This window comes from Marinobacter sp. (assembly GCF_048259445.1).
In the GTDB taxonomy this organism is placed as follows: Bacteria; Pseudomonadota; Gammaproteobacteria; order Pseudomonadales; family Oleiphilaceae; genus Marinobacter.
Genome location: NZ_JBLXHQ010000021.1, coordinates 12,834 through 37,758, shown reverse-complemented (window position 1 = coordinate 37,758; position 24,925 = coordinate 12,834). Strand labels below are relative to the sequence as shown.

The following is a 24,925-nucleotide window of genomic DNA, read 5'->3' as shown; positions in this document are numbered from 1 at the left end:
AGGAGCAGATAAGCTATGGATCGACGTACGCTGATGAAAACCCTTTTAGTCGGGCTTGGAGCCAGCGCGTTGCCGCTGGCGCCTCTTGTATGGGCGCAGGAATCGGCGTCTGCCATCGGCAGCAGCGAGAAACCTTTCAGCTATGCCTGGCTGAAAGGCCACGCGCGCGAGCTGGCCGCTCAACCCTACATCTCACACGAAGGTGAGCTACCCCAAAGTCTGAAGCAGTTGTCATGGGATGACTACCAGGCTATCCGGTTCCGTAAGGATCATGCGTTATGGGCCGACAATGATGCTGCTTTTCAGGCGCAGCTTTTTCATCTCGGGTTGTATTTTCAATCCCCGGTTACCCTCCACGAAGTCATCGATGGCAAGGCTAAAGAGCTTCGCTACAATCCGGAGCTTTTTGATTACCAGGGCGAGCAACCGCTCGGAGACCTACCGGGTAATCTGGGCTATGCGGGCTTTCGCCTTCACTACCAAACTGACTTTTCCCGTGATCTTGCAGCGTTTCTCGGAGCCAGCTACTTCCGCGCCGTGGGATCCGACATGCAGTACGGCATGTCTGCCCGAGGGCTTGCCATTGATACCGCCATAAACGGGGAGGAAGAGTTTCCGCGATTCAGTGCCTACTGGCTGGAAAAACCTCAGCCGGGCAGCCAGGTTATGAGGGTATGGGGCTTGCTTGATTCGCCCAGCACAACCGGTGCTTACGCCTTTGTGTTCGATCCGGGTAGTAATATGGTGATGGACGTTGATGTGGCGTTATATCCGCGCACGGAAATAAAAAGAGCCGGCATAGCACCTCTTACCAGCATGTATCAGGTTGGTGAAAATGATCGACGCATGGGTTACGACTGGCGCCCTGAAATCCACGATTCCGACGGCCTGGCGATGCTTGCAGGCAGTGGTGAATGGCTGTGGCGACCACTTCAGAACCCGGCTCACCTGCGCTTCAACAGTTTCAGTGATAACAACCCGCAGGGCTTTGGTTTGCTGCAGCGAGACCGCAATTTTGACCACTATCAGGATGACGGGGTGTTTTATGAACTCCGCCCCAGCGTGTGGGTGCAACCGAAAGGCGAGTGGGGCAAGGGCAGTATTGATCTGGTTGAAATTCCGACCGTCGACGAAACCTTCGACAATATTGTTGCGTTCTGGCATCCGGAAAAGCCACTCAAGCCGGGGCAGGAGTATCTGTTTTCCTATCGCCTCCACTGGGGCGAGCGAGCGCCAGTGCGTCCGCGAGAGCTCGCGACGGTGCAGGCAACCCGCACAGGGTTGGGCGGCGTTATCGGCCAGAAGCGGGAATATTTCTCCTGGCGCTTCGCTGTCGATTTTGCCGGTGGCATGCTCGAGATGCTGAGTGACAATGCCGAGGTGGAAGCCGTGATCACTGCCAGTCGGGGTGAGGTTGAAATAACCTCTGCGCGTCCATTGTCTGCAATCAATGGTTACCGGGCGATGTTTGATCTGGTTCCGGATGATTCAGAGGCACCTATTAATATCCGCATGTTTCTTCGCCTGAATGGCGAACCACTCACCGAAACCTGGGTTTATCAGTACACGCCGCCGCCGGTCTCCGAACGCAGGCTTTACTGATGTGCCGGTCATTCTTAAAAGGATAGCGGCGGGATTGTTAACAATATGAACTCGGGATTGTTGACAATAAGCGGTATCAGGCGTAGATTTCTCCGACATAACGTCAATATTGTCGACAAACTATGTCAGATATCATTTCGCAAACTTACACCCGCGCCGACGAAGCCTTTGATTGTCTGCAGACGGCAATTGTAAAAGGGGAGCTTGCGCCGGGGGACAAGATCGGTGAACTGGATCTCTGTTCCCGCTTTGAACTGACGCGTGGCCCGCTCAGAGAGGCACTCGGACGTCTCGAATCCCGCGGGCTTCTGGTTCGTCGCCCCCATGCCGGTGTGAAGGTCGTCTCGGTAAGTGCCTCCGAGTTGGTAGAACTGTACCGGATACGGGAAGTCATGGAAGGCCTTGCTGCACGTCAGGCCGCCGAACGCATGACTGATCAGGAAATTGCTGATCTCCAGGCCACTCTTGATTCCCACGAAACCATGATCGAAGAAGCCCATGGGCAGGCCTATTATCAGGCCGAAGGGGATTACGACTTCCATCACCGCATTGCCACCGGCAGTCGAAATACCAAACTGGCCCAGATGCTTCTGGGCGATCTCTATTACATGGTGAGGATGTACCGCTATCGGCTAAGCACCTCTGCCGGGCGCCCCCATCGTGCGCTCGGCGAACACCGCCGTATTGTTGAAGCCATAGCTCAGCGTGATGGTGAGCTCGCAGAATTTCTGATGAAAAGACACATAAACGCCGCTCGTAAAAACATCGAGAAACAGATTCAGGAAGGCGTTCTGACTATTTGATGACACCAACCATTTAAAGAGAGGGAATAAGTATGTCCAGCAAGCTCTCCCCGGGCGCGCGTTTCCGCAAGGCCCTGAACGACAACAAGCCCCTGCAAATTGTAGGAACAATCAACGCCTATGCTGCCATGATGGCGGAAAAGGTAGGGCACCAGGCTATCTATCTTTCTGGCGGCGGCGTTGCGAACGCTTCTTACGGTTTGCCGGATCTGGGCATGACCAGCCTGAACGATGTGGTTGAAGACGTACGCCGCATTACCGCCGCAACCGACCTGCCATTGCTGGTTGATATTGATACAGGTTGGGGCGGAGCGTTCAACATTGCACGCACTATCCAGCAGATGGAACGTGCCGGCGCGGCGGCTGTTCACATTGAAGATCAGGTAGCCCAGAAGCGCTGCGGGCACCGCCCGAACAAAGAAATCGTCTCCAAAGAAGAAATGGTTGACCGCATCAAAGCCGCTGCAGATGCACGGGTAGACAAAGACTTTTTCATAATGGCCCGTACCGATGCCTTCCAGAAAGAAGGCCTGGAAGCTGCCATTGATCGCGCAAAAGCCTGTATCGAAGCCGGCGCCGATGGCATTTTTGCTGAAGCGGTAACCGAACTCGAGCACTACAAGGCGTTCTCTGAAGCCCTGGGTGACGTGCCACTGTTGGCCAACATTACCGAGTTTGGCGCCACGCCGCTTTATAACCGCAAAGAACTGGGCGAAGCCGGTGCCAGCATGGTGCTCTACCCGCTGAGCGCTTTCCGCGCCATGAACAAGGCTGCTGTGACGGTTTACCAGAACATTCTGGAGAAGGGCGACCAGAAAGACGTGGTTGATCTGATGCAGACTCGTATGGAATTGTACGATTACCTGAACTATCACGATTTTGAGCAAAAGCTGGATCAGTTATTTCAACAGTCCAAAGGCTGATTCAGATCCTGATAACGCATTGTGTTGACCACCGGGGCTCGATAATCAAGATGACGAGCCCGGTAATTCAAAAAATATAAGGGAGAGCAATCCATGGCTGAAGCAAAAAAACTAGGTGGAGCAGGCCTTCGCGGCCAGGTAGCCGGTGAAACCGCATTGTGTACTGTCGGTAAAACCGGCACCGGCCTGACTTATCGCGGTTACGACGTGAGTGACCTGGCAGACAACGCTCAATTTGAAGAGGTGGCCTACCTGCTGCTGCGCGGCAAACTGCCGAACCAGCAGGAACTGGATGCCTACAAGAAAAAGCTTCAGAGCCTGCGTGGATTGCCCGCTGCACTGAAAACAGTTCTTGAGCAAATTCCTAAAGACGCTCACCCCATGGATGTGATGCGCACCGGCTGCTCCATGCTGGGCAATCTGGAAACCGAGCAGGATTTCAGCGAGCAGGACGACAAAATCGACCGCATGCTGGCCCTGTTCCCGGGCATCATTACTTACTGGTATCGATTCGTTCACGAAGGCGTGCGCATCGAAACCGACAGCGATGTGGACTCCATTGGTGGCCACTTCCTGGAACTGCTGCACGGCAAAAAGCCCAGCGAGCTGCACGAGCGGGTAATGAACGTATCCCTGATTCTGTACGCCGAGCACGAGTTCAACGCCTCCACCTTCACTGCGCGGGTGTGCGCTTCCACGCTGTCTGATATTCACAGCTGCGTAACCGGCGCCATCGGTACTCTTCGGGGTCCGCTGCACGGTGGCGCTAACGAAGCCGCCATGGAACTGATCCAGAAGTTCCAGAGCGCTGAAGAAGCCGAAGAAGGCCTGATGGGCATGCTGGCGCGCAAGGAAAAGATCATGGGCTTCGGCCACGCGATCTACAGCGAATCCGATCCCCGCAACGTGATCATCAAGAAGTGGTCTGAAAAGTTGGCTAACGAGGTGGGTGACACGGTTCTTTACCCCGTATCCGTGCGTTGTGAAGAAGTCATGTGGCGCGAAAAGAAGCTGTTCTGTAACGCTGATTTCTTCCATGCCTCGACTTACCACTTCATGGGCATCCCGACCGAGCTGTTTACGCCAATCTTTGTTATGTCCCGCGTATCTGGCTGGACTGCCCACGTGAAAGAACAGCGTGCCAACAACCGTATTATCCGCCCGAGTGCGGATTACACGGGGCCGGATCACGCCGAATGGCTGCCGATCGACAAGCGCGCATAATTGAATGCAAATCACCCCTCTCCCTAACCCTCTCCCGCAAGGGGAGAGGGAATAGTGAATTTACTCCCCTCGCCCCTTGCGGGAGAGGGGTTGGGGGAGAGGGGGCAACACAACAAATTCAGAGTACCGCCCATGAACACAAACTACCGCAAACCGCTTCCCGGCACCGACCTGGATTATTTCGACACCCGTCAGGCTGTTGAAGATATCCAGCCCGGTGCCTACGACAAACTCCCGTACACCTCCCGAATCCTCGCCGAGCAACTCGTTCGCCGCTGCGATCCGGATGCATTGACCGATTCACTGAAACAGCTCATCGAACGTAAGCGCGATCTCGACTTCCCCTGGTACCCGGCCCGTGTGGTCTGCCACGATATCCTCGGCCAGACGGCTCTGGTGGATCTGGCTGGCCTGCGTGATGCCATTGCCGAGAAGGGCGGTGATCCCGCCAAAGTAAACCCGGTGGTTCCCACGCAGCTGATCGTGGATCACTCTTTGGCCGTTGAACATGCCGGCTTCGAGAAAGACGCCTTCGAAAAGAACCGTGAAATCGAAGACCGCCGCAACGACGACCGCTTCCACTTCATCAACTGGACCAAAACTGCGTTCAAGAACGTGGATGTGATCCCCCCGGGTAACGGCATCATGCACCAGATCAATCTGGAGAAAATGTCTCCGGTGGTGCAGGCCCGCGCCGATGGTGAAGGCAAGAAGGTAGCTTTCCCGGATACCTGCGTAGGCACAGACAGCCACACGCCAATGGTGGATGCCCTGGGCGTTATCTCCGTGGGCGTTGGTGGCCTGGAAGCCGAGAGCGTAATGCTTGGCCGCGCCTCCATGATGCGCCTGCCAGATATTGTGGGTGTTGAGCTTGCGGGCAAACTGCAGCCGGGCATTACCAGTACAGACATGGTTCTGGCCCTGACCGAGTTCTTGCGAAAAGAGCGTGTGGTCGGTGCCTATCTGGAATTCTATGGTGAAGGCGCAGACAGCCTGACCATTGGCGACCGCGCGACCATCTCCAACATGACCCCGGAATACGGTGCCACCGCAGCCATGTTCTACATTGATGGCCAGACCATCGACTACCTCAAGCTGACCGGCCGTGAAGACGAGCAGGTAGCCCTGGTAGAGCAGTACGCGAAGCACACCGGCCTCTGGGCAGATGCCCTGAAAACCGCCGAGTACGAGCGTGTTCTGAAGTTTGATCTCTCAACCGTTACCCGCACACTGGCGGGCCCCTCTAACCCGCACGCGCACCTGCCGACCTCCGAGCTGGCTGAACGCGGTATTGCCGGAGCATGGGAGCAGGAAGAGGGTAAAATGCCGGATGGCGCCGTCATCATCGCCGCCATCACCAGTTGCACCAACACCAGCAACCCCCGCAATATGGTGGCTGCCGGCCTGATTGCCCGCAACGCCAACAAGCTGGGCCTGACCCGCAAGCCCTGGGTGAAATCCTCTCTGGCGCCGGGTTCCAAGACCGTCAAAATGTACCTGGAAGATGCCAAATTGCTGCCCGAGCTGGAAAATCTCGGTTTCGGCGTGGTGGCCTTTGCCTGCACAACCTGTAACGGCATGAGCGGTGCACTGGACCCGGTTATCCAGAAAGAAGTCGTTGATCGCGATTTGTACGCCACGGCTGTGCTTTCAGGTAACCGTAACTTTGATGGCCGCATTCATCCCTACGCCAAGCAGGCCTTTCTTGCGTCACCACCTTTGGTAGTGGCCTATGCCATTGCAGGTACTATCCGCTTTGATATTGAAAAGGATGCGCTGGGTTACGATAAAGACGGCAACCCCATCACCCTGAAAGACATCTGGCCGGATGATGCAGAAATCGACGCCATCGTGAAACAGTCGGTGAAGCCGGAGCAGTTCCGCAGCACCTACATACCGATGTTCGATATCACCCGCGATGCCCAGGCCAACACGAATCCGCTGTATGACTGGCGCAAGATGAGCACCTACATCCGCCGCCCGCCATACTGGGAAGGTGGCATGGTTGGCGAGAAGCAGCTCAAAGGCATGCGCCCGCTGGCGGTGCTGCCGGATAACATCACCACGGATCACCTGTCGCCATCCAACGCTATCATGATGGACAGCGCCGCCGGTGAATATCTGCACAAAATGGGCGTGCCGGAAGTTGACTTCAACTCCTACGCAACCCACCGCGGCGATCACCTGACCGCCCAGCGCGCTACCTTCGCCAACCCGAAACTGTTCAACGAAATGGTGTTGGATGAAAACGGGAACGTGAAGCAGGGCTCTCTGGCACGCATCGAGCCGGAAGGCAAAGTTACCCGCATGTGGGAAGCCATCGAAACCTACATGGAGCGCAAACAGCCGCTGATCATCATCGCAGGAGCCGACTACGGCCAGGGTTCGTCCCGTGACTGGGCAGCAAAAGGTGTTGCCTTGGCAGGTGTTGAAGCCATAGCGGCTGAAGGCTTTGAGCGTATTCACCGTACCAACCTGGTTGGCATGGGTGTTATGCCCCTGCAGTTCGAGGAAGGCACTACGCGCAAAACCCTGGATATTGAAGGTACGGAAACCTTTGACGTGGAAGGCACGGCTGCACCCGGTGCAAAGCTGACGCTGGTAATCCACCGCAAGAACAACAGCACCGAGCGAGTGCCTGTGATCTGCCGACTGGATACGGCTGAAGAATTGTCGATTTACTCTGCAGGTGGTGTGTTGCAGCGGTTTGCTGAGGACTTCCTGCAGTCGGAAGGAGCTGCTTAAAGGAGCTGCCACAGGATGTGGCAGGCTTTATTGCCCCCTCTCCCCAACCCCTCTCCCGCGAGGGGCGAGGGGCTTAACTGCGCCGCCCATTAGCCAGGGGGTAGAGCTCCCCTCTCCCCTTGCGGGAGAGGGGCTGGGGGAGAGGGGGAAAGGCCACTTCTAAACACTGAAACCAAAACAAATCAGCCAAGGTACCTCCATGCCAAACAAGCCCCAAATCAAAATCCCCGCTACCTACATGCGTGGCGGCACCAGCAAAGGCGTTTTCTTCCGCCTTGAAGACCTCCCTGAAAAGGCCCAAACCCCGGGCCCCGCGCGGGACAATATGTTGCTGCGAGTTATCGGCAGCCCGGATCCCTACCAGAAGCAAACCGACGGTATGGGCGGCGCTACGTCCAGCACCAGCAAAACAGTCATCCTGAGTAAAAGCACCCAGCCGGATCACGATGTCGATTACCTGTTTGGCCAGGTGAGCATCGACAAGCCCTTCGTGGACTGGAGCGGCAACTGCGGTAACCTCACCGCAGCCGTTGGTGCCTTCGCGATCAACAGCGGCTTCGTGGCCAAAGATCGGATACCGGAAAACGGCACGGCAGTCGTCCGAATCTGGCAGGCCAATATCCACAAAACGATCATCGCCAACGTACCCATCACCAACGGTGAAGTGCAGGAAACCGGCGATTTCGAACTGGATGGCGTAACCTTCCCGGCCGCTGAAGTTCAGGTAGAGTTCATGGACCCGGCAGACGGCGAGGGCGCCATGTTCCCCACTGGCAATCTGGTGGACGAACTCGAAGTGCCAGGCGTTGGCACCCTGAAAGCCACCATGATCAATGCCGGCATTCCGACCGTGTTCATCAATGCGGACGAAGTCGGCTACAAGGGCACGGAGCTGCAAGACGACATCAACAGCGATCCCAAAGCCCTGGCGAAGTTTGAAACAATCCGAGCCTACGGTGCTGTGAAAATGGGGTTGATCCAGAACATTGAAGAAGCTGAATCCCGGCAGCACACTCCGAAAGTAGCCATCGTAGCGCCACCGGCCGACTACATGTCATCAAGCGGCAAGAAGATCGCTGCAGGTGATATTGATGTGCTGGTACGTGCGCTGTCTATGGGCAAACTTCACCACGCCATGATGGGTACAGCTGCAGTCTCAATCGCAACCGCAGCAGCCATTCCCGGAACGTTGGTGAACCTGGCAGCCGGCGGCGGTGATCGTACCTCGGTCACATTTGGCCATCCCTCAGGTACGCTGCAGGTAGGTGCAGAAGCAAAAGAAGTGAACGGCCAGTGGACTGCCACTAAAGCCATCATGAGCCGCAGTGCCCGCATTCTGATGGAAGGGTGGGTGAGAGTACCGGATGAGATTACCGGGTGATAGCTTCTAGCAGTAAGTAAAAAAGAAACAGGCTATTGGCTCCTTTCGATCTTCGGGCGTTAAGTTTGCTAGGCTGTAGTAAGCAGACACCCAAATCGAAGGAGCCGGTGCTATGTCAGCCACATTCGATCTCAACGAACGCCCTGATTACGACGAAGCCCTCCAGAAAATCGCCGATTACGTCCTCACCTATAAAGTAAAAAACAAAGAAGCCTGGAACACGGCGCGCCTTTGCCTGATGGATACGCTCGGCTGCGGCCTGCTCGCCCTGCGCTTCCCGGAATGCACGAAGCACCTCGGGCCGTTGGTGGAAGGCACGGTGGTTCCTCATGGCGCCAGAGTTCCCGGTACGTCATTCCGGCTTGACCCTGTGAAAGCCGCTTGGGATATCGGCTGCATCGTGCGCTGGTTGGATTATAACGACACTTGGCTGGCAGCCGAGTGGGGGCATCCTTCGGACAATCTGGGTGGCATTCTTGCTGTAGCCGATCACCTGTCGCAAAAACGTGTGGCAGAGGGCAAGGAACCGCTCACCATGCGCGACGTTCTGGAAGCCATGATCATGGCTCACGAAATTCAGGGAGTGCTCGCTCTGGAAAATTCCTTCAACCGGGTAGGGCTGGATCATGTCGTACTGGTGAAAGTTGCGTCCACAGCAGTCACCGCCAAACTCATGGGTGCCAATCGAGAGCAACTGCTGTCGGCGCTTTCCCACGCCTGGGTTGATGGGCAGGCGCTGCGAACCTACCGCCACGCACCCAATGCCGGTTCACGTAAATCCTGGGCAGCTGGTGATGCCACATCACGGGCAGTTCGCCTCGCGGATATTGCCATGCGCGGTGAAATGGGCATTCCCAGCGCCCTGACAGCGCCCCAGTGGGGCTTCTACGATGTGCTTTTCAGTAAAACCAATAAAGACCAGGCTCTGAAGCCGGAAGACAAGCGCGAGTTTGCATTGCCTCAGGATTTCGGTTCTTACGTAATGGAAAATATCCTGTTCAAGATTTCCTTCCCGGCAGAATTTCACGCCCAAACAGCTGCCGAGGCGGCGGTAACGCTTCATCCACAGGTAAAAGACCGGCTGGAAGAGATCGATCGAATCGTTATAACCACCCACGAATCGGCTATTCGCATTATTTCGAAGCAAGGCAAACTGGCAAATGCAGCAGACCGCGACCACTGCCTGCAGTACATGGCGGCTGTACCGCTGATCTTTGGCAGTCTCACAGCAGAGCAATATGAGGACAGCTTCCACGAAGCTAACCCGCTAATCGACACGCTGCGGGACAAGATGGAAATCATTGAAGACGAACGTTACACCAAGGAATACCTGGAAGCAGATAAACGCTCTATCGCAAATGCCATCCAGGTGTTCTTTAATGACGGCTCCAGCACCGAGAAGGTTGCAGTGGAATATCCCATCGGCCACCGCCGGCGCAGAAAAGAGGGCATTCCGCTGTTGGAGGAAAAATTCAAAGCCAACCTGGGTACCCGTTTCCCGGGACAACAAAGCGGGCAGATTTTTGATCTGTGCAACGAACAAAAAAATCTCGAAAAAACATCGGTACACGAATTTGTGGAGCTGTTCGTTATCTGACGAGCGCTCTCACCGACACTACTTCCGCCCGGGCGATAACGGCTTCACGTTATCAGGCGCGCCAAAGCTTTGCCTCAGGGACGTCTGTTCGTCGGGGAAGGCGTTGGCCAGTCTGCTGTCAATCCGCTCCAGAGCTTCAGCCATGCGCGTAAGAGCATTGGTTACGCCAGATAAATCACTGGTGCTGTGCTCGCTTTGCGCCTGAGCTGCCGGGTGTTCCCGCTTACGGACTTCGGCTGTTTGGGGCGTATTCGCTGGCAGTTCGTCGCCCAGCAAATCCTTGCGAATGGATTTGAGATCGTGGGGATCAATGAACGGCCGGTCTTCGGAATAGGCGCACATCATCATGCCATCGCACAGCTTGTTGATCAGCCGCGGAATGCCTTTGCTAAGCTTGTGGATTTCGCGAACGGTGTCACCATCAAAAAGCTTGTTACCGCCGTGGCCGGAAACCAGAAGCCGGTAGTCAATGTACTCAGCGGTTTCTGCCAGCGTCAGACCTTCCAGATGGAAAAAGAGTTTTACCCGTTGGGCAAGCTGTGGAATATCAAGAACCGCTTGCTTCAGCTCCGGCTGGCCAAGCAGAATAACCCGCATGGAAGGCCCGCCCATGCTTTCCATTCCAGCCAGCATGCGGATGTCTTCAAGGTTCTCCCGCGTAAGGTTCTGCGCTTCATCAATGGTTAACACCACCGGTGTGCCGGCGGTAGCCATTTTTTCCAGGTAATCGGTAATCTGGAACAGCATGGCAACCTTGCTGTCGTCCTCTACTTTCATACCGGCTTTGCGAAGAATCAGGCCAAACAGATCCTTCGATTCCAGATTGGTATAGGCAATATTCAGCAGCTTCAGGTTGCCCTCAAGATTACGGATCGTCTTTTTTAGCAGGGTTGTCTTGCCCGAGCCGATCTCACCGCTGATAACCACAAAGCCTTCAGAACTCCAGATCGCTGACGACATGTAAACATAAGCCCGGGAATGCTGCTGGCTCATGTAAATGAAATCGTCTTCCGGCGTGATGCGGAAGGGGTGTCTGTGGAGACCGAAAAATTCCAGATACATATTCAGTTCCTGTTCAGCTCTTTGCCCTGAATCAGGCGAGGCGGATCATCTGATCGCTGCGCAGCAGGGTTTTGTCTGGTTCGTAGGCATTGTAACTTTCGCTCACGGTTCCGAACCGGAAATCCCCAAGCAATCGCTCGAGGCGATCGTGACACTTATCAAGATTAGTATAATGCCGGAAACGAGAGAACCAACTTGCATTATTGTAACGTGGCTGATCCGGGTCTACCTCCCAGGGGTGCAGATAAAACATCTGCGGCCGCTCGCCGAAGCCAGACGCGTTATTGAAAAGATAGCGAAACACCGGGTAGGGGAACTGGCGGAAATAGCCCCCACCGGCCGCTGGTATCGAAAGCCCCAGTACATGGGCGGTCGTCAGCGGAAACTCCCGGATAACCGAGCCGTTTGCCGTTTCGATGGAATAGGGTGCGGTTGGCGAGCCCGGTATGCCGTAACGGTCGTGCCGGACGGGGAAAATACTCGAATCCCAGGTAAAACCCGTCTCGCTCAGAATATCCAGTGCCCAGAGTGATTCACGGGTAATGGAGTAACTTGCGGCACGATAACCCTCGACCGCTTTGCCTGTAATGTCTTCCAGCAGAGCTTTGGAGCGAACCGTTTCTTCACGAAATACGTCCTGCGTCTGATTATAAATCAGCTGATGACTGTACCCGTGGGAGGCAATCTCGTGGCCATGCTCAGAAAGTTTGCGGATGAGCGCAGGAAATCTTTCGGCAACCCAACCTAACACAAAAAACGTTGCCTTCACTTGGTGCTTGTCAAACAGGGAAAGCAGGCGCTCCGTATTCTGTTCCACCCGGGAGGGCAGAGAGTCCCACTGGTCTGGACGAATTACGCCAGACAGCGCAGCAACGTGGAAGTAGTCTTCTACGTCTATGCTCATGGCGTGCAAGGGTGAGGATGGATCCGTTCCGGGCATGGGCTCTCCTGTCCAATGGTGCTGATAGCTAAGAGTACTGACCAGCTGTTGACACCGATGGTTCAATTTTCACCTACTGACCGTGCAAATACAATTCTCGAAGCGAGTAATTCCCCGGAGCCAGGAAAAACAATGTAAAACTGTGTTACCAAAAGATACAATGAGTTGAGATTACACTTTGGTCAGCGCAAAATGGATCAAAGGGTAAAAGGAACCGGTGGCAAGGGGTCGCTCACTGCTCGGCTGAGTGTTCGCCGCCGGAGATTCAGATGTTGGTCTGTCACACGGTGTTGTAAAGTGTTGGTCAGACGACAAGGAAGTTCTGCGTGTCTTATATACGGTTTCGAAAACACTACCTTCATATTCCCTATCTGGTGCTCGCTGCGCTGGAATTCGTTGTTCTATACGCAATTTTTTCCTTTCTCGGGTTTCTGCTTTCGGTTGCGGGCGTCGGTTATCCCTCTGTTGAAACAAACATCCTGTCGGCGAGCCTTTTTGCATTAATCCTGAGCTGTGGAACGCTTGCTATGGGGGGCTATCTCGCCATGGTTCAGGAAAGCGTGTCAGCCCTGTTTTTCCGCACCCTGGTAGCCTACTGTTTTGTGGGCGGCATAGGGCTGAAACTGCTCTATCTGGTGCTCCCAACCGCAAACCCGGGTAGTACCAATCTCTTCTGGGCGGTTATTCTCGCGTCTCTGGTCGTGATTCTGCTGCGGCTTCTGTTTCTCTGGGTTGTGGATCTGAAGCAGCTCGTGCGCCGCGTGGTGATTTTTGGGGCGGGCGATTTCGCAGCTACCCTTCTGGATGAACACGAGCGCAACATGCGTGCACTGGGCGTCGAAATCATTGGTTGCATCGCTGACAACCCGAATGGCGCGGTTGCCGCTGATAAGCTGTTGCCCACACCCTACGATTTTTATCAGTTCTGCAAGCAGAATCGGGTTTCTGAAATCGTCATCGCCCAGCAGGAGCGCCGTCGTAATGAAGGCGGGTGGCTACCGGTACCAGAATTGATGGAGTGCAAGCTGCGCGGCATAGCCATAACCAATGGCATCGACTTCTATGAGCGCGAACTGAAAAAAGCCAAGCTGGATATGGTGCATCCATCCTGGATCGTGTTTTCCGAGGGGTTCAAAGCCTCAAAAACCCGCGACTTTGCCAAGCGATCTCTGGACCTGTTGATCAGCCTTACGCTGCTTGCCGTGATGCTGCCGTTTATTATTCTCACGGCCATTGCGGTGTTTCTGGAAACCGGGCGCCCCATCCTGTACAGCCAGACCCGAATTGGAATGCTGGGCAAAGAGTTTCGCATCTATAAGTTTCGCAGCATGCGCCAGGATGCTGAAAAAGATGGTAAAGCGCGCTGGGCATCGGCCAACGACAATCGCGTTACCCGGGTCGGAGCATTTATACGCAACACGCGCCTGGACGAACTGCCGCAGATCTATAATGTAATTAAAGGCGAAATGAGCATCGTCGGACCTCGCCCGGAAAGGCCGGAGTTTGTTTCCGAGCTGAAAGAAAAAATCCCGTTCTACGATACCCGGCATTATGTAAAACCTGGCTTAATGGGCTGGGCGCAACTTAAATACCCCTACGGCGCATCGGTTGAAGACGCCCGCGGCAAGCTGGAGTACGATCTGTACTACTCCAAAAATCACAGCCTTTTGATGGATTTTCTGATCATGATCCAGACCGTGGAAGTGATTCTTCTGGGCAAAGGCGTTCGATAATAAACAGACGAAGTAAAAACAAGGATTTGGAGAGCGTTTATGACTATTACTACGTTAATGCGGGCGGGCCTGATTGCGGTTCTCGGGCTGTTTATCACAGCTTGCTCTGGTTTGCCGTCGTCTGCCGAAATGCCCCCGGCATCAGAGCTGGCGGCCGATCCATACGAAATTGGAGTAGGGGATACCGTCTCCATTCACGTTTGGCGCAATCCCGAGTTGGGCCAGACCATTGTGGTTCGCCCTGATGGCTTTATCTCCCTGCCATTGATGGGCGACGTAAAAGCTGAAGGCAAAATGCCGGAAGACCTGGCCGCTGAAATCAGCAATACCCTGGGTGAGTATATCCGCACCCCGGAAGTAACCGTGATGGTTACGGACCCGCTCAGTAAAGAGTTCCGGAACCGCATCCGGGTGACCGGCCAGGTTGCTTCGCCGCAATCTGTTGCCTTCCAGCCCGGCATGACCGTTCTGGACGTTGTGTTGATGGCCGGTGGTGTTACCGATTTTGCCGCTGACAGTCGGGCGATTCTGCACCGCCAGATAGAGGGTGAGTACAAGAGCTTTGGTCTCGACCTTGAAGCCATTCTCACCGATGGCGACATGCGCACCAACCACAGTCTGCAGCCGGGTGACGTTATCAGCGTGCCCCGTAAGCAGCTGTTCCGGGGCGAGCTCTGATGGATATACAGTTCATAATTGATACCCTTCGTGCCGTAAAGCTAGAGCTTTACAGGCACAGGCTGGCAGCGGTCATCATTTTTATGACTGTGACAGCCGGGGTGTTGACGCTGGGCTATGTAACACCGAAGAGCTACACCTCTCAGGCTGTTTTGTACGCAGACCAGTCCAATATCCTGCAGCCGTTGCTCCGCGGCCAGGCTGAGGTTACCCAGCTTGATCGCATCAACGAAGCCAGGGAAATGATGCAAAGCCGTTCGTTTCTGGAGCAGATTGCTCTGGACACCGGCCTGATCAGAGGCGGTGAAACGGATGCGACCCGTAACGGAAAAATCAGCGACCTGCGCAAACAGGTAGGCATTCGGGTCTCGAACCGGAATTTTCTTGAGCTTAGCTACACAAGCGGTAGCCCGGACGAGTCCTTTCAGGTTCTCAGCGCCGTGCTGAACCGTTTTGTTGAGCGCACCGTGCGCAAAAAACGTTCCGAGAGCCAGGGTGCCTTCGAATTTATCGATTCCCAGGTTAAAACCTATCAGCGCCAGCTTGAAGAGGCTGAGGAGCGGCTGAAGGAATTCAAATCCGGTAACCAGGATGGCACCGAAAGCAGTGTGCTCGCCCGAATTGAAAACCTGCGCCGGGACATTGAAAATCTCAAGCTGGAAATCCAGCAAACCGAATCCGAAGTCCAGCTCACGCGCCGTCAACTCGACAGTGAGCAGCCAGTACGTCGCATCACCGTCGATCCAGGAAAATCTTCCGCCGAGCGACGGCTTGCAGCTATGCGCCAGGAGCTGGATTCGCTGTTGTTGCGCTACCACGAGCGTCACCCGGATGTGGTAAGCGTTCAGGATCAGATTGCTGATCTCGAAAAACGCGTTTCAACACAAACCGATGACGATCGTGATGGCGGCGTGACCGAGGTCATGGAAAACCCGGTTTATGAAAATCTTAAAATCCAGCTGTCCGACAGCACGACGCGGCTGACTGTCCAAAAAAACCGTTTGGCATCACTTGAACGGCTTCTTGAAGAATCTTTTGTACGCTCCCAGCGCGTTGCAGAAAACCAGGCGCAGCTTTCCGAACTCACCCGGGATTACGATGTTACACGGGGCGTCTACGAAGACATGCTCCAGCGCCGTGAAAAAGCCAGACTGTCCATGACTCTGGACGTGCAGGGTGAGGGCGTAAGCTACAAAATCCAAGAACCGGCTTCCTATCCAACGCACTGGGATGGCCTGCAGCTTTATCAGGTCGGCCTTGCCGGCCCCTTCCTGGGCAGCGCTATGGTGTTGGGCTTGCTGGTTATGCTGGTCATGTTTGATCAGCGCTTGCGCTCACCTCGTGCGCTGCAACTGGCGTTGCCGGAGTCGATTCCGGTGTTGACCACCATTCCCCATTATCGCAGTACCTGGAAAGACCGCTTGCTGCGCAAGGACGTTCTCTCAATTCTGGTCCTACTGGCGATTTTCATGACAGCGTATCTCGCTGTGCTGGTTTTCAGTGTCATGGGTATTACGCCGGAGCAACTGATCAATAAAGCCAGCGAATTAACCGGATTTGTGTCCGGGCAATTGGGCGGGAGCAATTGATGGACGATAACAAACTCTACAATGCGCTTCTGAAAAGCCAGGATGAACGTCGCCAACTCGAACGTGATCGGGGCGAAGCCAAGGCAGAAGATAATTTCCGCAAAGAGCGGCCCTATGCCGGTTCGGAACGAGACAAGCCGGCTTTTGCGCGCCTGGAGACCGATCGCCGTGAGCACCCGCCCACGGTTTATGATTCGTCGGTGTCTCTCGCGCTGATTGGCAACCCCAACCCGTGGAGCCGCGAACAGCTACGGGAGCGGAAAATAATCTATTCCGGCATGCCTGATAAAGGCGTAATGGATGCTTACCGGGAACTTCGTATTCAGTTGCGTAATCGTGCAGGTGAGGGCAACTTCACGGTAATGTTCAGCAGCCTGGGTAATGGCCCCGGCAGCCTTCTGACGGCTTTCAACCTGGCCGCTGCGTTCGGGCTGGATTCCCACAGCTCTGCGTTGCTGGTGGATTGCGATCCATACAACAAGGACCTGCCAGGGCTGGTTTCAACACCTATGGAAGCCGGTGTTACTGATTTTGTTGGCGACCGCTCGCTGACCATCAAGTCCATTATTTACCCCAGTGGTGTAGAGCGCCTATCAGTCATTCCTGCGGGCACTCAGGCGTCTTCCGCCGTTGAGTTGTTTTCGGCCGTACGCATGCGCGAACTGATTACCGAGCTCAAGGCTCGCTATCCGGACCGTTGTATTGTGCTCAATGCGCCGCCTTTCCGGGAGAATACGGAAGCACGGATTCTTGAGCGCTTTGCAGACCAGATTGTCTTCGGTGTTCCTTTCGGAGAAGTCACGGGAGAAATCATTGCAGATTCGGTAGATGCACTCGGGTCTGATAAATTCTCTGGCCTGATTTTTCAGGAGTAGCCCCATGGAACGCAGAGCAGGGAACGCAAGCCGATTCAGCATCACCCTTCTATGTGCAGGTGTTGTCTGTGCAACCTTGCCGTTCGCGGTAACAGCGCAGAGTTTCAGTGACAATGTCAAAACACTCTCCGGTTCGGCTTCGGTGTTTACCGGCGTAAAACACACCCGGACAGACCTGGGAGCGTCAACGGACACCGATACCGAGCCCACGCTCGGTATCTCCGGGCAAATAGGCGGCGCTCTGGAAAGAGGCGCCAACTCGCTGGCTTTGCAATATGGCGGAACTCTGGAGACCGATCAGGATGCATCCGGAGGAGGCCTCAGTGACAACACCTCCATTACCGGTGCTTCGCGCTATGCGTACTTTGATCCAGGCAGCCGCGTTGATTTCAACCTCGGGCACACCGTCAGCTCCGTGCGCAACGACACAGGATTTGTCGTCGACCCCTCAAGCTATGACACGCAGAACACTCTGAGCGCGGGTGCGGGCCTGCGGTTTTATCCGGGTGAGCTTTCAACGTTGCGCTTTTCTGCGCAGGCAGGGCGCAGCTTTGGTGAGGACACCCTCAACGACGAGGAATCCTACACCGCTGCCAGTGAATTTTCACGAAGGCTGAGTGAGCGCTCTACCGGTGGCCTTAACGTCAGCCGCAGCTGGACAGATGAAGATGGTACCGATATCACCATCGACACCGCACAGCTGGTATACAGCCTGGAGATGGAAAACGGTTACCTGAGCATGGGTGGGGGTGGTAGCAGAGCCGATAGTGAATATGTCGGCGGCACCACCAGCGAGAATGAAGCGGTAACCGGGTTCCTGGAACGCGGTTGGTACACCACCGACTGGCGTACGTCGATAAAATACGATCGCAGCCTGTCTGACAGTGCCACCGACCTTTCCCTGAATGTGCCCCCGGATTTTTCTTTCCTGCCGGATACCGTGAAGTTGCGGGATCTTTCCGTCGTCGATTCGCTGTTGATTACCCACAACACCCAACAGCTGTGCGATGCCTGCAATCTTGGGGTGTACGCGGAGGGTTCTATCCTTGAATCGCAGCTATCCGGAGCTACTACCCACGAGTACCGTGTGGGTATTAATCTTGGCTTTCAGCTAACGGCACTGCAACGACTGAACTTCGGATACAGCTGGGAAGGCGATGCAGGAGAAGAGGCTGACACCATAGATGACCAGATTCATCGCCTCAACACGAGCTGGACGCGGCAGCTGGCAGAAAACACCACCTTCGGGGTTCAGTTCAATCAGTCGTACCTGCGCTCGCGGCTGGCCAGGAATGATGAGGACCAATTCGAGTTGCGCTTTGTACTGACTCATGGCTTTGCAATGAGCGGACAACGTTGATCGCTGATTTCAGGTCGGGACAGGAATCATGGTGGAAAGGAATCATGTTTGAGCAAAAAAAGGAAATACGCCTTCCTCCGGAGACACCGCCGCAACTGATCGTGGTGATCGATACCGAAGAAGAGTTCGACTGGAGTGCGGAGCCAGACGCCAATGAAAATAGGGTGTCTGCCATGGCGCACATTGATCGCGCCCAGAATATCTTCAACGAGTACGGCATTTGCCCCTGCTACGTGATTGATTACCCGGTAGCCAGCCAGCCCCAGGGCTACGGGCTTTTGAAGCAGTTTGCAGAAAAGGGCCAGTGCGAAATCGGAGCGCACCTTCACCCCTGGGTGAATCCACCCCAGGAAGAAGCGGTTACGGTATCAAATATGTACCCCGGTAATCTTCCCGAAGCCCTTGAACGGGAAAAACTCCGGATACTGAGCGAAACCATTCAGCAGAACTTTGGCAAGGCCCCGGTTGCTTACAAAGCTGGTCGATACGGTTTTGGGCCGAACACAACGGGCATTCTTCAGGAACTGGAATTTGATATTGATCTGTCTGTTTGCCCACCTCTGGATTCCCGCGCAGACGGCGGGCCAGACTACCGCCGGTATAACGCTCACCCGTTCTGGTTCGGTGGCTCGGACAGACCCATTTTAGAGATCCCCTGCACGGGAGGGTTCATCGGTTGGGCGAGCCCGGTAGCCGTTCCTCTATATGAGGCAGCACTCAGGCTGCGAAAATTCAAAGCGCCGGGTATTCTGGCGCGGATCGGTGCGGTGGACAGGCTCATGCTGTCACCGGAAGGTTTTACGCCGGCAGAACACATCAAACTTACCAGGGCGCTTTATAAACAGGGCGTGCGCACGTTTACCTGGAGCTTCCATAGCCCCAGCGTTGTGCCGGGCCACACGACTTATGTTCAGAATGAAGCCCAGCTAAAGGCATTTCTGGACAGCTTTCGACAGTTTTTCGATTTCTTTTTCAATGAATTAGGCGGGCAGGCGTCGTCGCCCACCCGCATTCGCAAGTATATGGAGAGTAAGGCATGAAGGTGCTCGGGATATCCCCGCTAGACAAAGACTCAACCGTCTCGATTGTAGAAGATGGCAACATTCTCTTTGCCGCCGGCGAAGAGCGGTTTTCCAGAGTCAAACAACAGTCAGGCTTTCCACGCCTGGCACTGGAGAAAGCGCTTTCATACACCGGCCTCTCCATGAGTGATTTTGACCAGGTGTGCTACCCATTCCTGACCTGGGAGAACGAGCAGAAGCTGTTCACAAAAAACCTGGAAGACGAAAAAGCCTTCATCAAAGCTTTCCAGCCGACAGATCTGAGTTCACAGATCAAGGAGGCGCTAAGCCGTGTGCCCGATCGCAGCGAGCCCATTCACGGCCTTGAGCATCCGAATGCCATTATGGAGAAGGGGTTTCTCCACAACTCCTATTACAACATGGCAGGTGTTCAGAAGCTGGCCTCCAACAACGCCGCCTTGAAGTCGTCCAAACAGTGGGGCGAAGGCGCGACCGAATCCTTTCAGCAATGGGAAAAAGAGTTAACTCAAGGCTTGGGCGAAATGGGCTGGACAGGATCCGTAAAACGGATGGATCACCATTTGTCTCACGCCGCAAACAGCTTCTTCTGCAGCGGCTATGAGCGCGCCCTGTGTGTGACTCTGGATGGCTACGGCTCCGGCCTCGCCGGTTCGGTAAGCGAAGCCCGTGATGGCAAAATACATCGCCTGCACGGCCTGCCATTTCCCAACTCCCTCGGCACACTTTACGAACACGTTACCTCCAGCCTCGGGTTCAAACCCAGTCGCCACGAAGGCAAAATTGTCGGCCTGGCTTCCTATGGTGACCCAAGCATTCTAGGGGATATTCTGTTATCCCGGATCCAACAGACACCGGGCGACTTCCGGGTATATGAAGCCAACAACGTCTACTTCTCCCGATACCTGGCATCCAGGTTCCCGAAAATCGATGTAGCTGCTGCCTACCAGTATGTGCTGGAAAAAGTCGCAACCAACTACATTCGTTACTGGGTAGAGAAAACCGGGATCGACACCATTGTGCTGTCTGGCGGCGTAACCGCGAACGTAAAACTCAATCAGCGCATTTTTGAAATCGAAGGCGTGAACAACATCTTCGTGTACCCGAATATGGGTGACGGAGGTTGTGGCACTGGCGCTGCGATTTATCACAGCTGGCCGGGCGGGGTTAAACCCTCAATTACTAACAGCTACATGGGGCCGGACTATTCCGAAGCCGAAATCGAAAAAGCTTTGAAAGCCGAGAATCTTCAATACCGTCGGCCGGAACATCTTGCAGCAGAAGTTGCAGCGCTGATTCACAGCGGCGAAGTGGTTGCCCGGTTTGACGGACGCATGGAATATGGCCCAAGAGCCCTTGGTAACCGTTCCATCCTTTATCATGCCCGTGAGCCGGAAGTGAACCAGTGGCTCAACAAGCGCCTGGGCCGTACCGAGTTCATGCCGTTTGCACCGGTCACCCTCTATGAAGCGCGTGAGAAGTGCTACCACAACATCAAAGGGGCGGAGCACGCTGCGGAATTCATGACAGTCACCTTCGACTGCACCGAATTCATGCGTGAAAACTGCCCGGCTGCTGTTCACGTAGATGGCACCGCCAGGCCACAGCTCATCCAGCGCGAAGCCAACCCGGGTTACTACGACATTCTGAAAGAATATGAAAAGCTCAGTGGTATCCCCAGCCTGATCAACACCAGTTTCAACATGCATGAAGAGCCCATCGTTAATTCGCCGGAAGATGGCGTAAGAGCCTTCATTCAGGGCGCGTTGGATTACCTTGCGATAGGGCCATTCCTGGTAAAACACCCGAACCCGGGGCATTGATCTGGTAACGGATGTAACGCCATGACAGCAGGATTGCTGACAGTGACCACAGAGCCAGCCGCTGCTTGCGCAACCTTGCGTAGCGAATGGCTGGATCTGGAACATCGTGCACAACCCACGGTGTTTCTTTCCTGGCAATGGCTCGGGCACTGGCTGAGTGTCTACAAGCCAGATGCTCTGGTACTTCGCGTGATGGAAGGGGAGCGCCTGATCGGTCTCGGGCTGGTGGTCGAGACCGATGAGCGCCGCCACGGAGTTCTGAAATCCCGATGCCTGCGCCTGCATCAGACCGGCCATAAATTGCTGGACCAGATCTGGATAGAGTACAACGGGTTTCTGGCCGAGCGGGGCAAAGAAGACGCTGTAGCAAAAGCCAGCCTGGAACACCTTTGCAGTGCAATGCCTGGCTGGGACGAGTTTATTCTGGGTGCCATTGATGCCGATGAAGCGGATAGATACGCCCAAATAACGGGCCTCTACAAACACCTAAGATGGGAAGCCCCCTGTTATGGGGTGGACCTTGATGGCTTGCGCCGCAGCGGTGGTCACTACCTTGATACGCTTTCACGCAATACCCGCCATCAAATTAACCGATCCCGTCGGCTGTACGGCGAACGCGGTGAAGTGAAGTTAGTACGCCCGGATTCAGTAGAACAAGCGCTGGCGGTGTTCGATGCAATCGGCCCCCGGCATCTTGAACGCTGGGGGAATGGCCCTGATCAGAGCGGGTTTGCCAACCCGGACTTCGTACGATTTCATCGTGAGCTGATCCGTGAACAGTGGGCAGAAGGAGGCGTTGACCTGATTTCTGTGATGGCTGGGGACGAGGAAATTGCCTTTTTCTATAATCTTCTGCATAACCAGGTAGTGTATTTCTATCTGGGAGGCATGGCCGTAGAAACCGATAACCGCCTGAAGCCAGGGTTAGTGGGCCACAGCCTGTGTATTGAAGACTATCGCCATCACGGCTTTCATTATTACGACTTTATGGGCGGGGATGAGCGGTACAAATCCAACCTGGGACACTTTCATCGCAACCTGGTTCAGATCGCATTGCAGCGCCCGCGCTTCAAACTGAAGCTCGAAGACGTCGCGCGGCGGGCAAGAAACCGCTGGCTCGGGGAGGCAGGTGCAGGCTATGAGCGCTGATATCCAGGTTCGGGCTTCACGCTTCAATGTTTTTCCGGCGAGTGAATACGACCACTATGTGGCAAAACACCATGAGGCAACGCCTTATCACAGCAGTGCATGGCTGCAGGCAACCGAGAGGGCCTATGGCCATACCGGCTGGTTGATTACCGCGCACCAGAACGGGAACTTATGCGGCGTGCTGCCGCTGGTAGAGGTAAAGCCACCTATGGGAAGCGGCAGCCTCGTTTCTCTCCCTTTCTGCGATCTTGGTGGCGTAATTGCGGACAATTCTGACATTGGTGAACGGCTGATTATCGAGGCCAACGCACTGGCAAAAACGAATCGCATCAAAACCCTGGAAATCCGCGAGGGCGGGGCGGCACTGAATGCCGAAAAAAATGCCTCTGGTGAACAAAATGGGCCGAGCACTGAAGCGCTACCGGGTAACACAAAAGTACGAATGCTGTGTGATTTACCTGAAAACAGTGAAGCCTTGTTCAAAAGCTACAAGCCCAAATTGCGCAGCCAGATTCGCAAGGCGGAAAAAAACGGGCTAAGGGCCGAGTTACGCACAGAACCGGATGCCGTGAACCTGTTCTATGACGTATTCAGCCAGAACATGCACAGGTTAGGTTCGCCGGTACATAGCCTTCAGTGGTTTCAAGACCTCAAAGCGGCCTATGGTGATCTAATGCTGATTTGCGTGGTTTTTCAGGAGGACAAACCGGTAGGTGCGGGTATCGTACTTCTCGGAGGCAAGCAGGCCTGCATTCCCTGGGCGTCGACTCTGGAAGAGTTCAACCGCTTGGCGCCTAATATGCTCCTGTATTGGACACTGCTCAGCCACGTGTGTGATCTGGGATACACCTGCTTCGATTTTGGCCGTTCCACTCTGGGTGAAGGTACGTACCGCTTCAAAAAACAGTGGGGCGCGCTGCCTTATGAACTGGTCTGGACAGACTATTGTAACGGCGAGCCAAGGCCGCCCATGCCGGATTCAAGCAGTAACGGGGTATCCACGGCCTCCCGGCTTCGGCCCCTGATTGAAAACATCTGGCGGCGCCTGCCTCTGCCGTTCGCCAACTGGCTTGGCCCCAAATTGAGACGATACATCACCTTATGACGTTTGTACTGATACTGACCCTGCTTTGCCTCGCCGTTCCCGTGTACGTGTACTTCGGGTACCCGGCCATACTATGGTTGCTCACGCGCGGCCTGCCGGAGACTACCCACCGCCGAAGCGACCAAACGCCGTCGGTGGCATTGATTATCTCCTGCTACAACGAAGCTGACGTAATTCGCGAGAAACTGCAAAACGCCCTGCAGCTGGATTACCCGCAAGAGCTCCTCCAGATTATCGTGGTATCAGACGGCTCCGACGATGGTACGGACGAAGCGGTAAAAGAGTTTGAGAACGATCGAATTATACTGATTCGCCAAGAAGGCCGGCTGGGGAAAACCATGGGCATAAACCTGGCCATGGAACAAATCACAGCTGATATCACCGTATTCAGCGACGCCAACGCCATGTATGCCAGCGATGCCATCAGCAAGCTGGTACGCAACTTCGCAGATCTCGATGTGGGTTACGTGGTAGGCGCAGCCCTTTACACCGATGGCAACGAGGGCGCCAGCGCCCGCAATGAAAACCTCTACTGGCGCTACGAACTGGCCATCAAAGCCATGGAATCCCGCCTGCACTCGGTAGTGGGCGGCGACGGCGCTATTTACGCCATTCGCACCAAACTCTGGGAGCCTTTGCAGCAGCAGGACATCAACGATTTCGTAAACCCCCTGCAAATCATCGCAAAAGGCTACCGGGGCGTGTTTGATGCGGATGCCAAATGCTTCGAAGAAACCGCCGGCGATTTCGACCGGGAAGTCGCCCGCAAGGAACGCATCGTAAACCGCAGCATTCGCGGCCTGATACGGGTAGGGCAGGTAATGAACCCGGCCAAATCCGGCGTGTTTGCCTTTGAGGTAATCTCCCATAAACTGCTGCGCTGGTTGATTCCTTTGTTTCTCGTAATCGGTGTCGCAGGCAGTGCTCTGTTGGCCGCCAAGGGAGTTTTACTGTTTCAACTCATCACTTTTGGGTCTTTCACTTTGTTAGCTCTTGCGACAGTGGGAAACCTCTCCAGCCAACGAAATGATCTCCCGGTATGGCTGTCCGTTCCCTATTATTTTGTTTTGGTGAATGTCTATTCTGTGCGCGGGGTGCTAAGCGCTGCAAGGGGCGAAACCCAGGTTACCTGGAGCAGCGCAAGGCCAGCACTACATGCTTGTTCTGAGACAGTCTCCCAGGGTTCGGCGAAGCGGCTCGTCTGGTGGGTGGCAGGTCTACTGTTACTGTTACTAAGTTTGGGTTGGGGGTATTCGGCTTGAGCATCTACGCCTGCAATTCGGGGGCAAGCTGAAC

Annotated in this window: 19 protein-coding genes; 17 read left to right on the top strand and 2 right to left on the bottom strand. The window is 54.9% G+C overall.

Annotated features, from left to right (window positions below):
• The first annotated feature begins 15 nt into the window (after positions 1–15).
• The 7 genes from ACN0RL_RS14630 (at position 16) to prpD (ending at position 10,275) form a co-directional block, all read left to right on the top strand.
• Positions 16–1,602 (top strand): glucan biosynthesis protein, encoded by a 1,587-nt coding sequence (locus tag ACN0RL_RS14630; RefSeq protein WP_417518062.1) that lies wholly within the window; start codon positions 16–18, stop codon positions 1,600–1,602.
• 122 nt (positions 1,603–1,724) lie between these two features.
• On the top strand, positions 1,725–2,405 hold the full coding sequence (locus ACN0RL_RS14625; protein ID WP_417518060.1) for a GntR family transcriptional regulator: 681 nt from the start codon (positions 1,725–1,727) through the stop codon (positions 2,403–2,405).
• A gap of 32 nt (positions 2,406–2,437) precedes the next feature.
• A complete protein-coding gene (prpB, locus tag ACN0RL_RS14620) occupies positions 2,438–3,328 on the top strand; it encodes a methylisocitrate lyase (protein ID WP_417518058.1) in 891 nt (296 codons plus the stop codon).
• A gap of 93 nt (positions 3,329–3,421) precedes the next feature.
• A complete protein-coding gene (gene prpC / locus ACN0RL_RS14615; protein ID WP_417518056.1) occupies positions 3,422–4,552 on the top strand; it encodes a bifunctional 2-methylcitrate synthase/citrate synthase in 1,131 nt (376 codons plus the stop codon).
• A 132-nt stretch (positions 4,553–4,684) separates the two neighbouring features.
• A complete protein-coding gene (gene acnD / locus ACN0RL_RS14610; protein WP_417518054.1) occupies positions 4,685–7,297 on the top strand; it encodes a Fe/S-dependent 2-methylisocitrate dehydratase AcnD in 2,613 nt (870 codons plus the stop codon).
• 199 nt (positions 7,298–7,496) lie between these two features.
• The gene (prpF, locus tag ACN0RL_RS14605) at positions 7,497–8,678 is read left to right on the top strand and encodes a 2-methylaconitate cis-trans isomerase PrpF (RefSeq protein ID WP_417518052.1); all 1,182 of its coding nucleotides are present in this window, start codon (positions 7,497–7,499) and stop codon (positions 8,676–8,678) included.
• A 112-nt stretch (positions 8,679–8,790) separates the two neighbouring features.
• Positions 8,791–10,275 carry a 2-methylcitrate dehydratase gene (gene prpD, locus ACN0RL_RS14600; protein WP_417518050.1) on the top strand — a complete coding sequence of 495 codons (1,485 nt, stop codon included), beginning with the start codon at positions 8,791–8,793 and terminating at the stop codon, positions 10,273–10,275.
• 18 nt (positions 10,276–10,293) lie between these two features.
• Here the strand turns inward: prpD and ACN0RL_RS14595 are convergent, their stop codons facing one another.
• Positions 10,294–11,337, bottom strand: coding sequence for an ExeA family protein (locus tag ACN0RL_RS14595; protein ID WP_417518048.1), 1,044 nt, complete (start codon positions 11,335–11,337; stop codon positions 10,294–10,296).
• Positions 11,338–11,368: 31 nt separating this feature from the next.
• On the bottom strand, positions 11,369–12,277 hold the full coding sequence (locus tag ACN0RL_RS14590; RefSeq protein ID WP_417518046.1) for an XrtA system polysaccharide deacetylase: 909 nt from the start codon (positions 12,275–12,277) through the stop codon (positions 11,369–11,371).
• A gap of 326 nt (positions 12,278–12,603) precedes the next feature.
• Between ACN0RL_RS14590 and ACN0RL_RS14585 the strand changes: the two genes are divergently transcribed.
• From ACN0RL_RS14585 to ACN0RL_RS14540, 10 genes are read left to right on the top strand one after another with little or no spacing between them, the layout of a single operon-like run.
• Positions 12,604–14,010, top strand: a complete 1,407-nt coding sequence (locus ACN0RL_RS14585) for a TIGR03013 family XrtA/PEP-CTERM system glycosyltransferase (protein WP_417518044.1) — start codon at positions 12,604–12,606, stop codon at positions 14,008–14,010.
• 39 nt (positions 14,011–14,049) lie between these two features.
• Complete coding sequence (locus ACN0RL_RS14580; RefSeq protein WP_417518042.1) at positions 14,050–14,688, top strand: XrtA/PEP-CTERM system exopolysaccharide export protein; 639 nt, start codon at positions 14,050–14,052, stop codon at positions 14,686–14,688.
• Positions 14,688–16,277: an XrtA system polysaccharide chain length determinant gene (locus tag ACN0RL_RS14575; RefSeq protein ID WP_417518040.1), complete on the top strand. Its 1,590-nt coding sequence runs from the start codon at positions 14,688–14,690 to the stop codon at positions 16,275–16,277. The genes ACN0RL_RS14580 and ACN0RL_RS14575 overlap by 1 nt, the downstream gene beginning before the upstream one ends.
• On the top strand, positions 16,277–17,152 hold the full coding sequence (locus ACN0RL_RS14570; protein ID WP_417518038.1) for a polysaccharide biosynthesis protein: 876 nt from the start codon (positions 16,277–16,279) through the stop codon (positions 17,150–17,152). The genes ACN0RL_RS14575 and ACN0RL_RS14570 overlap by 1 nt, the downstream gene beginning before the upstream one ends.
• A 4-nt stretch (positions 17,153–17,156) precedes the next feature.
• Positions 17,157–18,512, top strand: coding sequence for a hypothetical protein (locus ACN0RL_RS14565; protein WP_417518036.1), 1,356 nt, complete (start codon positions 17,157–17,159; stop codon positions 18,510–18,512).
• A gap of 44 nt (positions 18,513–18,556) precedes the next feature.
• Positions 18,557–19,552 carry a polysaccharide deacetylase family protein gene (locus ACN0RL_RS14560; protein ID WP_417518034.1) on the top strand — a complete coding sequence of 332 codons (996 nt, stop codon included), beginning with the start codon at positions 18,557–18,559 and terminating at the stop codon, positions 19,550–19,552.
• Complete coding sequence (locus tag ACN0RL_RS14555) at positions 19,549–21,375, top strand: carbamoyltransferase (RefSeq protein ID WP_417518032.1); 1,827 nt, start codon at positions 19,549–19,551, stop codon at positions 21,373–21,375. The genes ACN0RL_RS14560 and ACN0RL_RS14555 overlap by 4 nt, the downstream gene beginning before the upstream one ends.
• Positions 21,376–21,396: 21 nt before the next feature.
• On the top strand, positions 21,397–22,524 hold the full coding sequence (locus tag ACN0RL_RS14550; RefSeq protein WP_417518030.1) for a GNAT family N-acetyltransferase: 1,128 nt from the start codon (positions 21,397–21,399) through the stop codon (positions 22,522–22,524).
• Entirely contained in the window at positions 22,514–23,629 is a 1,116-nt protein-coding gene (locus tag ACN0RL_RS14545) for a FemAB family XrtA/PEP-CTERM system-associated protein (RefSeq protein ID WP_417518028.1), read from the top strand. The genes ACN0RL_RS14550 and ACN0RL_RS14545 overlap by 11 nt, the downstream gene beginning before the upstream one ends.
• Positions 23,626–24,891, top strand: coding sequence for a glycosyltransferase family 2 protein (locus ACN0RL_RS14540; protein ID WP_417518026.1), 1,266 nt, complete (start codon positions 23,626–23,628; stop codon positions 24,889–24,891). The genes ACN0RL_RS14545 and ACN0RL_RS14540 overlap by 4 nt, the downstream gene beginning before the upstream one ends.
• Positions 24,892–24,925 lie beyond the last annotated feature (34 nt).